Consider the following 12339-nt stretch of genomic DNA (forward strand, 5'->3'; position numbering starts at 1 on the left):
CCTCCGAACTCTCGCGCCAGTCCGAGCACCTCAGCGCCGAGGTCCAGCGCTTCCTCGCCACCGTGCGCGCCGCCTGACATCCCGATCGGGACGCAGAACCGGACAGGACCCGAAATCAGAAGGGCCCGGAGCGATCCGGGCCCTTCGGCGTTTCAGCGGCTGGCGGGGGCGCCGGGCGCGGCGTCGTTCAGGCCGGGGCCGGAACGGCCGGTCGAGCCCGTGGTCGCGCCTCGCTCCCGGCCCGGCGCGGTGTCGGCAGGCTCGCCGTACTGGGAGGCGTTCCGCGCTCCGTTCTGTTCCAGTTCCTGGGCCGGCGCGTTGTTAGCGGAGCCCGGGCCGCTGCCGGCGGCGAGGGCGGCGCCCCCGAGGGTGAGGGTCGCGATGACGGCGAGGGTGACGGCTTTCATGAAAAACTCTCTGCGGCGCGGCGTCGGGGGCAGACAACGTGCGTTCGGCGAAAGGTGTTCCCGGGCCGAACGGTAGACTGGCTGCGCGTTTCGTGCCGCACGGGCGCACGAGATCGATGCGCGGCCCCGGCCTTACGCTTCCGGGAAAGCGGCATTACGCGCGCCCGCCGCGACGCTCCGGTTCAATCCGCGGCGTGGAGGCCTGCCTCAACCGAGTGCCGCCTCCGACTGCCGGTAGGCCACCCCGTGGGCGACGTAGCCCTCGACCACCCGGGCCATCATCGCGCGCTTCTCCGCATCGAGGGGGGCGAGGATGCGGGCCGGACGCCCGCCCCAGAGGTGGCCGCCCTCCAGCAGCTGGCCCGGATCGGTGGTGGCGCCGGCGGCCAGCAGCACGTCGTCGGCGATCACGGTGCCGGGCGCCACGACGCAGCCGATGCCGATGAGGCCGCGCGCGCCGATGCGGCAATCGGCGAGGCGGACATTGTGGCCGATCGTGGTGTCGCGCCCCAGGACGACGCCCTCGCCCCGGGTGCGGATGACGCTGTTGTCCTGGATGTTGGTGTTGGCGCCGACCACGATGGGGCCCACCTCGGCGTGGAGGTCGCAGGAGAACAGCACGCTGGAGCCGGCCCCGAGGGCGATGCGACCGCGCAGGCGCGCCGTGCGGGCGACGTAGACGCTGGGGTCCGGCTCCGCCGCGTCGGCGGGCGGCGCGGGGGGCAGGTCGCCGGAGGCCTCGCGCAGGCGCTCGGCCCGCTCGGCGATCTCGGGCCCGCCGATCGCCCGCACCGGCTTGGCGGGGCTGCCCGCATAGGCGAAGCCCGCGGCCAGATGCGACCGGGGAAAGACGGTGGCGCCCGCCTCGATGAGCACGCCGCTCTCCACGCGCGCCCCGTCGAGCACGATCACGTCGTCCTCGATCACCACGTCCGAGCCGATCGTGCAGGCATGCACCACCGCGTTGCGGCCCACCGTCACCCGGTCGCCCACCAGGGTCGGGTAGGTGTTGGTGGCGATGTGCACGGTGGAGCGGTGGCCGAGCCAGAAGCGCTCGCCGATGACGATGCGGTCGCCGTCGGCGCGGATGACGCTGTGGTCGCCGAGCCAGGCCTGCGCGCCGATGGTCGCGTCGCCGATCACCGTGCTCGCGCGCCCGCACCAGACCGGACGGGCCGAGAAGACGGGCAGGGCGCCGTCATGGGGCAGGATCAGCTCTGGGGTCACGGCGAAAAACGTCCTTCGGAATCCCGGTGGTGTCGCCGGGCGTTCGGGGGCATAGACCGCCCGTGCCCGTGAGGGCAGGTTCGTCGGGCCTCGTCAAGGGCGTATCGCCCCCGGGGCGGGGGCGGGCGCCGTTCCGAGGGAAGACTCCGAGGGAAGACCATGCCGGACGTCAGCATCCAGAGCGCGCCCTTCGACCCGGGCACCGAGATCGCCCGGTTCACCGAGGAATTCGGCGGCCGGGCGGGGGCCATCGTCACCTTCACGGGCCTGTGCCGCGACGAGGGCGGCCGCCTCACGGGGCTCGAACTCGAGCATTACCCCGGCATGGCCGAGGCCGAGATCGGCCGGGTGGTCGAGACCGCGCGCACCCGCTGGCCGCTCCACGGGGTTCGGGTGATCCACCGCCACGGCCTCGTGGCGCCCGGCGAGGGCATCGTGCTGGTGGTCACCGCGTCGAGCCACCGGATCGCGGCCTTCGAGGCCGCGAGCTTCCTGATGGATTACCTCAAGACGCGGGCGCCGTTCTGGAAGCGCGAGCACCTCGCCGACGGGACCACGGGCGGCTGGGTGGAGGCGACGGAGGCGGACGACCGAGCCGCCGCGCGCTGGGACGGGTCGGCCGGCGCGCCGCCCTAAGCAGGTTTCGGAAAAGTGGTCCCCGGTTTTTCGGCTAAAACCTGCGATATATCAGAGAGCTAAGCAGGGTGAAGCGTTGGCTTGCCAAGGCGAACCTGGTTAGCGCCGCCCGGACACGGAACTCAAGCTGAGCTGGCGACATGCTCTCGCGGGATGGGCCGGGCGCAACGCAGCCGGGCCGACCCGGAGACCCGTCCGAAATCCGCGTGCCCGATCCGGCATCCCAGGAGCCCAACTCGTTCATGGCCATTCCCTTCCTCAGCGCGGAGCCCGCCGGCCCGCGCCCGCGCGACTGGTCGCTTGCCGTGTCCGGCATCGCCGTCGTGGCCTTCATCGCTATCCTGGCGCTCGCCTGGATGGCGGCCTCGACGCTGCTCCTCGTCTTCGCCGGCATCCTGCTCGGCGTGTTCCTCGACGGGCTGACGCGGCTCCTCGGCAAGGTGCTGCCGGCGGGCCGGGGCCTGCGCCTCAGCCTCGTCAGCCTCGTGCTCGCCGGCCTCACCCTCGCCCTCATCGCCTTCGGCGGCGCCACGATCGTGCAGCAGGGCCGGGACCTCGGCCAGACGGTCGCGGCCCAGGCCGGTACCGTGCGGGACCGGCTCAAGGATTACGGCATCGACGTGCCCGAGATCGCCCCCGGCAAGATTGGCGACAACAAGGGTGGCGGCGACAAGGGGGGCGAGAACAAGGGGGGCGCTTCCGGGGGCGGGGAGGCCGCACCCAAGGGCGAGGAATCCGGTTCGTCCAGCCAGAAGCCCGGCGGCCTCGCCGGCCTCGCCTCCGGGGCTATGAAGAGCCCCGGCTCGCTGCTGTCGGATGCCGGAAGCGTGCTCGGGCCGGCGGCCACCGTGGTCATCGGCCTGTTCAGCGCGCTCGGCAACGCCCTGGTCATCGTCTTTCTCGGCCTCTCGGTGGCGGCCGATCCGGGGGCCTATCGCGATGGCCTCGTGCGCTTCGTGCCGCCCGCGCACCGGGACCGGACCACCGCCCTCCTCGACGGCATGGGCGAGACCCTGCGCCACTGGCTGTTCGGGCAGCTCATCACCATGGCGGTGATCTTCCTCTGCACCTGGGCCGGCCTCGCCTTCTTGGGGATCGGCGGCGCCCTCATCCTCGGCCTCCAGGCCGGGCTCCTGGCCTTCATCCCCACCATCGGCCCGTTGATCGCCGGCGCGGTGATCGTGCTCGCCTCGCTGGCCTCCGGCACCACGGCGCTGCTGGGCGCGCTCGGCGTCTACCTCGCGGTGCAGGCCCTGGAGAGCTACGGCCTCACGCCCTTCATCCAGAAGCGGGCCCTCGACATCCCCCCGGCCACGATCTTCGCCGGCCAGCTCGTGCTCGGCGTCATCTTCGGCCTCTGGGGCATCGCGCTGGCGCTGCCCCTGATGGCGGTGGCGAAGGTGATGCTGGCCCAGCTCTACATCGAGGACACCCTGCACGAGGAGGCGGAGGGATGAGGCGCCTGCGCGCCGGCACGCCTCACGCGTCCATCAGCGGATGCAGGTCGCGGACCATGCTCTTCAGGCGCTCGTCGAGGACGTGGGTATAGATCTGCGTCGTCGAGATGTCGGCGTGGCCCAGCAGTTCCTGCACGATGCGCAGGTCAGCGCCGTTCTGCAGGAGGTGGCTCGCGAAGGCGTGGCGCAGCACGTGCGGGCTAACCCGGTCGGCCCGCAGGCCGGCGGCCGCGGCCACGATCTTCAGGTCCCGGGCGAAGGATTGCCGGGTGAGGTGCCCGCTCTCGCTGTCGGCGGGAAACAGCCAGGGCCCGTCGGCGCCGAGATTCGCGAGGTGGTCGCGCATGACACCCCGGGCCACCTCCGTGAGGGGCACCAGCCGCTCGCGACCGCCCTTGCCCTTGACCACGAGGTAGCGCTCCTTCGTGGAGGCCGCGGCGCGAGGCAGGGCGACGAGCTCGGACACGCGCAGGCCCGTGGCGTAGAGGAGCTCGATGAGGCAGAGCATGCGCGTGCCCCGCGCGTCGCCCGCCACGGCGTTTCCCGTCGCCCCTTGGCGCGCGACCGTGAGCAGCCGGTCCACCTCCGCCACCGAGAGCACCTTGGGCAGGGCCCGCACCCGGCGCGGGCCGCCGATCGGCGCGCTCGGGTCGTCCTCGGCGAGCCCTTCGGCGTAGAGGAAGCGGTGGAAGCCCCGGATGCAGGACAGGCGCCGCGCCGCCGAGGCCGCCGAGAGGCCGCGGGTCTCGAGGTCGGCGAGGTAGGCGCGCAAGGGCGCGGCCTCCATCGCGACGGGGTCGTGCCCGCCCCGCGCCAGGGCGGCGAGGTAATCGTCGAGGTCGCGCCGGTAGGCCGCGAGCGTGTTGACGGCCGCACCCCGCTCGGCGGCGAGCATGTCGAGGTAGTCGCGGATCAGGGCCTCGTTCGGCGAAATCGGGCCCGTCGGAATCGGGCTCGGATCGGGCTCGGCCACGGGGGGCGCCGTCCGCGTCACCGGTTCGGCGGCTGCAGCTTCGAGGCCGGGATGGTCACGCTCATCTCGCGTGGGGTCGGCACCACCAAGGTCGCCAGCGCGAACATCCCCGCGAAGGCGAGTCCGCCCAGGATGACGAGGGTGGCGAGGAAACGGAACAGGGTCGGCACTCGGACGAACCTCGATCGTGCGGCGCTGGGGACGTGAGCGCGCCTCGGGGGCCGGATGGCTTCGGAAGCCGGGTCGGCTGACGGCAAGCTTGGGGTTGCATCACGCGCGGGCGCGGATGGCAATGACTTCGCGGCCACAGCCGGCATGGCATTCCGGTGCGCGCGCCGTCGCGCGTACCGCCGGGCGCTTCGCCCCCACCGGAAAACGCGCTAAGACCCGCCCGAAGATGTGTAGATGTCCGTGATGACCGAAGTGCCCCCCCAGGGCGACCCGCCGGATGGATCCTCCGGTGGCGAGCCGATCGAACTGCGCCTGCGCCGTGCCCTCGGTCACCGCTCGATCGTGCTCGTCGGCCTGATGGGCGCGGGCAAGAGCACCGTGGGCAAACGCCTGGCCACGCGCCTCGGGCTGATGTTTAAGGATGCCGACAACGAGATCGAGACGGCGGCCAAGCTCACGATTCCGGACATTTTCGCGATCTACGGCGAGCCGAGTTTTCGCGATGGCGAGGAGCGGGTCATCGCCCGCTTGATGCGCGAGGGGCCGATGGTGCTCGCCACCGGCGGCGGCGCCTACATGCGCGAGACCACCCGCGCCCGCATCGCCGAGGGCGGCGTCTCGATCTGGCTGAAGGCCGAGCTCGACGTGCTGATGCGCCGGGTGCGCAAGCGGGGCGGGCGCCCGCTCCTCCAGACCGAGGACCCGGAGGAGACCCTGCGCCAGCTCATGGCCCAGCGCCATCCGGTCTACGCCCATGCCGACGTGGAGGTGATCTCCCGCGACGTCGCCCACGACCGGGTCGTGCAGGACGTCATGGAAGCCCTCGACGCCTACCTCAGCGGATCATCGCAGCCAAGAATCGCTGCTCAGTGACGGATCGCTGCCCAGTGATGAATCGCAGCTCAGTGACGGAGCGCAGCCCAGTGACGGATCGCCCCCCATCGACCGACCGCCTGACCGTGGCCGTGCCCCTCGACCAGGGCCGCGCCTACGACATCCTGATCGGGCGCGGCCTCCTCGACGAGGCCGGCCGGCACGTGGCCGCCCTCGGTGCCAAGGCGGCGGTCATCGTCTCGGACACCAACGTCGCCGCCCTCTACGGGGCGCGCCTGCGCGCGAGCCTGGAGGCGGCGGGCCTGCGCTCGGGCCTCGTCACCGTGGCCCCGGGCGAGGCCTCGAAGAGCTACGCCACCTACGCGGAGGTCTGCGACGGGCTCCTCGCCCACAAGGTGGAGCGCAACGACCTCGTGGTGGCGCTCGGCGGCGGCGTCGTCGGCGATTTGGCGGGCTTCGCCGCCGCCACCCTGCGGCGCGGCGTGCGCTTCGTGCAGGCGCCGACGAGCCTCCTCGCCCAGGTCGATTCCTCGGTGGGCGGCAAGACCGGGATCAACTCGGGCCACGGCAAGAACCTCATCGGCGCCTTCCACCAGCCCCGTCTCGTGCTCGCCGACACCGCCACCCTCGACACCCTGTCGGAGCGGGAGATGCGGGCGGGCTACGCCGAGGTGGCCAAGTACGGCCTCATCAACGACGCCGCCTTCTTCGACTGGTGCGAGGCGCACTGGGCCGGCATCTTCGCGGGCGGCAACGAGCGCGACGAGGCGGTGGCGATCTGCTGCCGGGCCAAGGCCGGCGTGGTGGTGCGCGACGAGCGCGAGGACGGCGAGCGCGCCCTGCTCAACCTCGGGCACACCTTCGCACACGCCCTGGAGCGGCTGACCGGCTACGAGTCCGCCCGCCTCGTCCACGGCGAGGCGGTGGCGATCGGGCTGGCGCTCGCCTTCCGCTTCTCCGCCCGCCTCGGCCTGTGCCCGGGGCAGGACGCGGGCCGCGTCGCCAACCACCTGGCCCTCGCGGGCCTGCCGACCCGCCTCCAGGCGGTGCCGGGCGGCTGCGGGGACGCCGATGCCCTGGTGGCGGCGATGGCCCAGGACAAGAAGGTCCGCGACGGGGCCCTGACCTTCATCCTGGCCCGCGGCATCGGCCAGAGCTTCATCGCCCCGGGTATCGACGGTGCCGAGGTGCGTGCCTTCCTCCACGACGAACTGAGAACGCCTTGAGCGCGGCCGTCCGGCGGACCGGGCCGGATCGGAGAGCCCGTTGAGCGACGCGGCCGAGCGCATCGAGATTCAGGCCCTGCGCCGCCGGGTGGCCGCGCTGGAGGCCGAGGTCGCGCGGCGGCACGACCCGCCGGCGGCGCAGCGGGATGCGGAGCTGCGCCTCGTCACCGACGCGTTGCCGATGCTCGTGGCCTCCCTCGACCGGGACTACCGCTACCGCTTCAACAACCGGCACTACGAGACCTGGTTCGGACGCCCCGGCGCGGACCTGGTCGGCCTCCACGTGCGCGACGTGCTCGGCCCCGAGGCGTTCGCCGAGCGCCGTCCCTTCCTGGACCGGGCGCTCGCCGGCGAGACCATCGCGGCCGACGGCGCCCTGCCGGATCGCCACGGCCACCCGCGCGCCTGCGCCATCCAGTACATCCCGCGCCGGGACGCGGCGGGCACGGTGGACGGGATCTTCGTCCTGGCCATCGACATGGAGGAGCGGCGAGCGGCGGAGCGGCGGCGGATCGCGGTGGCCGAACTCGGCGACCGCCTGCGCGACCTCGACGACACCGCCGCGATCGCCTTCGCGGCCTCCGAGATCCTCGGCACCACCCTCGGCGTCAGCCGGGCCGGCTACGGCACCATCGACCCCGTCGCCGAGACCATCCTGATCGAGCGGGACTGGAACGCCCCCGGCATCCGGAGTCTCGCCGGAACCCTGCAGTTTCGCGATTACGGCTCCTACATCGAGGATCTCAAGCGCGGCGAGACGGTAATCTGCGTCGATGTGGAGGCGGACCCGCGCACGCTCGCCGGGTCCGCGGCCCTCAAGGCGATCAGCGCGCAGTCCTTCGTCAACATGCCGCTCACCGAGCACGGCGGCTTCGTGGCACTCCTCTACCTGAACCACGCCACCGCCCGGACCTGGTCTGCGGAAGAACTCGCCTTCATGCGCAACGTCGGCGAGCGCGTGCGGGCGGCGACCGAGCGCAGCCGCGCCACCGCCGCGCGGCGCGCCAGCGAGGCGCAATTCCTCGCCTTCGCGCAGGTGATGCCCAACCACGTCTGGGCGGCCTCGCCGGCGGGCGCCCTCGATTGGTTCAACGATCAGGTCTACGCCTACAGCGGCGCGGCGGCGGGCGCCCTCACGGGCGAGGCTTGGGCCGGCCTCGTCCATCCCGAGGACCGCGCGGGCGTGATCCGGACCTGGGGCGAGGCGGTAGCCGGCGGCTCTCCCTACGAGGCCGAGTTCCGCATCCGGCGCGGGGACGGGGCCTATCGCTGGTTCCTGGTGCGCGCCGAGCCGATCCGCGCGGGCGACGGCGCCATCCTGCGCTGGGTCGGCACCAACACGGACATCGAGGAGCGCAAGGCCGCCGCCGCCGAGCTCGCGCGCCTCAACGCCAGCCTGGAGCGGCAGGTCGTGCACCGGACCCGCGAGCGCGACCGCGTCTGGGAGACCACCACCGACCTGATGGGCACGGCCGGCCTCGACGGCTACCTGAAGACCGTCAATCCGGCCTGGGAGCGGACCCTCGGCTGGAGCGAGGCGGAGCTGCTGAGCCGGCCCTTCGCCGTGCTGATCGACCCGGCGGACCATGCCGAGACGGCGGAGGTGGTCCGCCGTCTCGGCGCGGGCGAGACCGTGACCGGCTTCGTCGACCGCGTCTTCGCCAAGGACGGCAGCCGCCGCATCGTGATGTGGACGGCCGCGCCCGACGGCGCGCACTTCACCATCATCGGGCGCGACATCACCGACCAGCGCCGCACCGAGGACGCCCTGCGCCAGGCCCAGAAGATGGAGGCGGTGGGCCAGCTCACCGGCGGCCTCGCCCACGACTTCAACAACCTGCTGACCGGGATCTCGGGTGGCCTCGAACTGCTCCAGACCCGGATGGCGCAGGGGCGCCTGACCGACCTCGACCGCTACATCAACGCGGCGCAGGGGGCGGCCAAGCGCGCCGCCGCCCTGACGCACCGCCTGCTCGCCTTCTCGCGGAGGCAGACGCTCGACCCGAAGCCCACCAGCGTAAACGCCCTCGTCGCCGGCATGGAGGAACTGGTCCGGCGCACGGTCGGGCCCGCGATCACCATCGAGGTGGTGGGCGCGGCCGGCCTCTGGACCGCCCTGGTCGACCCGAATCAGCTCGAGAACGCGCTCCTCAACCTCTGCATCAACGCCCGGGACGCGATGCCGGAGGGCGGGCGCATCACCATCGAGACGGCCAACAAGTGGCTCGACATCCGCGCCGCCCGGGAGCGCGACCTCGATCCGGGCCAGTTCCTCTCCCTGTGCGTCACCGACACCGGCACCGGCATGAGCCCGGAGGTGATCGCCCGCGCCTTCGACCCGTTCTTCACCACGAAGCCCATCGGCGAGGGCACCGGCCTCGGCCTCTCGATGATCTACGGCTTCGCGCGTCAGTCGGGAGGCCAGGTCCGGATCTACTCGGAGCTCGGCCAGGGCACGACCGTCTGCCTCTACCTGCCGCGCCATTACGGTTCGGCGCAGGAGCGGGACGCCGAGGCGGACCTGGCCCACGCACCCCGGGCGGAACAGGGCCAGACCGTGCTCGTCGTGGACGACGAGCCCACGGTGCGGATGCTCGTCACCGAGGTGCTGGAGGACCTCGGCTACACCGCCATCGAGGCGGCCGACGGGCCGGCCGGCCTCAAGGTGCTCGAATCCGACGTGCGCCTCGACCTCCTCGTCACCGATGTGGGCCTGCCCGGCGGCATGAACGGGCGCCAAATGGCCGATGCCGGCCGCGTCGTGCGTCCCGGCCTGAAGGTGCTGTTCATCACCGGCTATGCCGAGAACGCCGTGCTGGGCAACGGCTACCTGGAGCCCGGCATGCAGGTGCTCACGAAGCCCTTCGCGATGGAGGCGCTGGCCGGACGGATTCGGGAACTGATCGCCGAGGGGCGGGAGGCCTGAGCCCTGCGGCGCGCCCCGTGGTAATCAACGGCTTTCCTGGCGAGACACTCCTCCGGCATCGGCGCGCATGGAACCCCATACCGATCTCTGGCTGGCCGCGAGCATCGTGGCGATCTCGCTCCTGCTCGCGGCCTTCTTCGCCGGGGCCGAGACCGCCTTCACGGCGGCCTCTCGGGCCCGGATGCTGGCCCTGGAGAACGCCGGCGACGGGCGCGCGGGCCTCGTCAACGCCATCCTGGCGCGTCGCGAGCGCTTCATCGGCGCCATGCGCATCGGCTACAGTATCGTGGCGATCGGCGCCGCGGCCTTCACCACCGGGGTGCTCACCACCGCCTTCGGCAAGAGCGGGGTTCTGTACGCCACGGGGGTGATGTCGGTGCTCGTCATCGTCTTCGCCGAGGTGCTGCCCAAGACCCTGGCGATCACCGCGCCGGACCGGGCGGCCCTCGTCACGGCGCGGCCGGTGGCCTTCGCGGTGGCGCTGCTCGGCCCGGCGGCGCTCGCCGTCGAGGCGCTGGTGCACGCGATGCTGCGCCCGTTCGGCATCCGGAACGGCGAGCGCCCGAGCATCCTCTCGGCCAGCGACGAGATCCGCGGCCAGGTGGCGCTGCTGCATCGCGAGGGCGGGGTCGCCAAGGCCGAGCGCGACATGCTGGGCGGCCTCCTCGACCTCTCCGAGCTGACCGTCTCGGAGGTGATGGTCCACCGCACCAAGATGCGCACCATTGATGCCGACCTGCCCTCGGAGGAGATCGTGCGCGCGGTGCTGGCCTCGCCCTATACCCGGATGCCGCTCTGGCGGGGCACCTCGGAGAACATCGTCGGCGTGCTGCACGCCAAGGACCTGCTGCGGGCCCTCGACGCCGCCGGGGGCGACGCCTCCGGCCTGAAGGTAGAGGCCCTGGCCCTGGAGACGTGGTTCGTGCCCGACACCACCTCCCTGCGCGATCAGCTCAAGGCCTTCCTCACCAAGAAGACCCACTTCGCCCTCGTGGTCGACGAGTACGGCGAGGTGATGGGCCTCGTGACCCTGGAGGACATCCTGGAAGAGATCGTCGGCGACATCGCCGACGAGCACGACGTCGCCGTCTCCGGCGTGCGGCCCCAGGGCGACGGCTCGGTCCATGCGGACGGCAGCGTGCCGATCCGCGATTTGAACCGGGCCATGGATTGGGACCTGCCCGACGACGAGGCCACCACCATCGCGGGGCTCGTGATCCACGAGGCCCGGGCCATCCCCGACACCGGCACCGCCTTCAACTTCCACGGGTTCCGCTTCGAGGTGGTGCGCAAGGCCCGCAACCGGATCACCGCCCTGCGCATCACGCCCCTCGGCCCCGGGCCGCGCAAGACGGAAACCTAGGATTGAATTCGCGGCAACGTGACCGACACGCGCGCGATGTCTAGCGAAGCGTAACCGTGCTGGTGTAATCTCGCTCCGATAGGTCGGACTGCTGCCGCGAGACGGCGCGGCGGCCCTCGGATGGCACGGCGGCAGTGGAGGGCGGAACCGGTCGATGCTGCTCGATGCCACCACCCTGCTTCTGGTGACGACCATCCTGACCTCCATGGTCGGGAGCCTGTTCCTGCTGTCCTGGAGCCAGACGCGCCACGTCCACGCGCTGGCGATCTGGGGCGTGGCCCACCTCGCCGGCGCGGCGGGCTCCGCCTTGCTCGGTCTGCGGGGGGTGATCCCGGACTGGATCTCGATCGTCGTCGCCAACGGCGTGATGATCGCCGCCTACGGCCTGATCTGGACCGGAACCCGCGCCTTCGAGGGCCGGGCGCCGCGTTGGATGCCGATCGGCGTCGCCGTCGCGCTCTGGAGCGGCGGCTGCCTGATCCCGGCTTTCTACGAATCGCTGCCCGCCCGGGTGATCGTGGCCTCGAGCCTGGCCGGCGGATTCTGCTTCGTGGCGGCGCGGGAGTTCTGGCGCGGGCGGGCCGAGCCCCTGGTCTCGCGCTATCCCGGCATGGCCCTGCTGATGCTCTACGCGCTGGCCTACTGGATCCGCGTGCCCCTGGCCCTGCTGGCCCCGCCGCAGGCCGGGCCCAATCTCCTGCAGACGCCTTGGCTGACGATCCTGTGCCTCGTCGGCATGCTGTTCACCCTCGCCATCGCCTTCGTGTTCATGTCCCTGACCAAGGAACGCGCCGAGCACCTACAGCGCGTGGCCGCCGACACGGACGCGCTCACCGGCATCCTCAGCCGCCGGGCCTTCGTGGCGCGGGCGGAGGCCATCCTCGCGGCGCGGAGCGCGGCGCGGAGACCGGCCGTCACCCTGCTGCTGTTCGACCTCGACCATTTCAAGCGCATCAACGATGCCTACGGCCATGCGGTCGGGGACGGCGTCCTCGTCGGGTTCTGTCACACGATGGAGGCCCTGCTGCCGGACGATGCGCTCTTCGGCCGGATGGGCGGCGAGGAGTTCGCCTGCCTGCTCACGGGCGTGACGCCGGATCAGGCCCTGGTCCAGGCCGA

At 72.2% G+C, this 12339-nt stretch carries 11 protein-coding genes; 7 read left to right on the forward strand and 4 right to left on the reverse strand.

What is annotated here, in order from left to right; translation table 11 throughout:
* Positions 1–152: 152 nt before the first annotated feature.
* The gene (locus tag K2X24_RS03685; RefSeq protein WP_292494748.1) at positions 153–407 is read right to left on the reverse strand and encodes a hypothetical protein; all 255 of its coding nucleotides are present in this window, start codon (positions 405–407) and stop codon (positions 153–155) included.
* A gap of 207 nt (positions 408–614) precedes the next feature.
* Positions 615–1634, reverse strand: a complete 1020-nt coding sequence (locus K2X24_RS03690) for a gamma carbonic anhydrase family protein (protein ID WP_292494750.1) — start codon at positions 1632–1634, stop codon at positions 615–617.
* 159 nt (positions 1635–1793) lie between these two features.
* Here K2X24_RS03690 and K2X24_RS03695 point away from each other — a divergent pair, with 159 nt between their 5' ends.
* Positions 1794–2270, forward strand: coding sequence for a molybdenum cofactor biosynthesis protein MoaE (locus K2X24_RS03695; RefSeq protein WP_292494752.1), 477 nt, complete (start codon positions 1794–1796; stop codon positions 2268–2270).
* A 242-nt stretch (positions 2271–2512) separates the two neighbouring features.
* Positions 2513–3727, forward strand: coding sequence for an AI-2E family transporter (locus tag K2X24_RS03700; protein ID WP_292494754.1), 1215 nt, complete (start codon positions 2513–2515; stop codon positions 3725–3727).
* A gap of 22 nt (positions 3728–3749) precedes the next feature.
* Here K2X24_RS03700 and K2X24_RS03705 read toward each other — a convergent pair whose 3' ends face one another.
* Entirely contained in the window at positions 3750–4676 is a 927-nt protein-coding gene (locus tag K2X24_RS03705) for a site-specific tyrosine recombinase XerD (RefSeq protein ID WP_292494768.1), read from the reverse strand.
* 41 nt (positions 4677–4717) lie between these two features.
* Entirely contained in the window at positions 4718–4870 is a 153-nt protein-coding gene (locus K2X24_RS03710) for a histidine kinase (protein ID WP_292494756.1), read from the reverse strand.
* A gap of 244 nt (positions 4871–5114) precedes the next feature.
* On the opposite strand from K2X24_RS03710, the gene K2X24_RS03715 reads away from it, so the two are divergent.
* From K2X24_RS03715 to K2X24_RS03735, 5 genes are all read left to right on the forward strand, one after another.
* Positions 5115–5744 carry a shikimate kinase gene (locus K2X24_RS03715; protein ID WP_292494759.1) on the forward strand — a complete coding sequence of 210 codons (630 nt, stop codon included), beginning with the start codon at positions 5115–5117 and terminating at the stop codon, positions 5742–5744.
* Between the two features lie 17 nt (positions 5745–5761).
* Positions 5762–6931: a 3-dehydroquinate synthase gene (gene aroB / locus K2X24_RS03720; protein WP_292494760.1), complete on the forward strand. Its 1170-nt coding sequence runs from the start codon at positions 5762–5764 to the stop codon at positions 6929–6931.
* 40 nt (positions 6932–6971) lie between these two features.
* Positions 6972–9857, forward strand: a complete 2886-nt coding sequence (locus tag K2X24_RS03725; protein ID WP_292494763.1) for a PAS domain-containing protein — start codon at positions 6972–6974, stop codon at positions 9855–9857.
* 67 nt (positions 9858–9924) lie between these two features.
* A complete protein-coding gene (locus K2X24_RS03730; RefSeq protein ID WP_292494764.1) occupies positions 9925–11220 on the forward strand; it encodes an HlyC/CorC family transporter in 1296 nt (431 codons plus the stop codon).
* 154 nt (positions 11221–11374) lie between these two features.
* The coding region (locus tag K2X24_RS03735; RefSeq protein ID WP_292494766.1) for a GGDEF domain-containing protein at positions 11375–12339 on the forward strand (965 nt) is incomplete at its 3' end.

Origin of the sequence: Methylobacterium sp., from assembly GCF_019750675.1 — a bacterium.
Taxonomy (GTDB): Bacteria; Pseudomonadota; Alphaproteobacteria; order Rhizobiales; family Beijerinckiaceae; genus Methylobacterium.

Coding starts and splice junctions, on each gene's coding strand:
- K2X24_RS03685 (WP_292494748.1), bottom strand. CDS start 407: ATGAAAGCCGTCACCCTCGCCGTCATCGCGACCCTCACCCTCGGGGGC.
- K2X24_RS03695 (WP_292494752.1), top strand. CDS start 1,794: ATGCCGGACGTCAGCATCCAGAGCGCGCCCTTCGACCCGGGCACCGAG.
- K2X24_RS03700 (WP_292494754.1), top strand. CDS start 2,513: ATGGCCATTCCCTTCCTCAGCGCGGAGCCCGCCGGCCCGCGCCCGCGC.
- K2X24_RS03715 (WP_292494759.1), top strand. CDS start 5,115: ATGACCGAAGTGCCCCCCCAGGGCGACCCGCCGGATGGATCCTCCGGT.
- aroB (WP_292494760.1), top strand. CDS start 5,762: ATGAATCGCAGCTCAGTGACGGAGCGCAGCCCAGTGACGGATCGCCCC.
- K2X24_RS03730 (WP_292494764.1), top strand. CDS start 9,925: ATGGAACCCCATACCGATCTCTGGCTGGCCGCGAGCATCGTGGCGATC.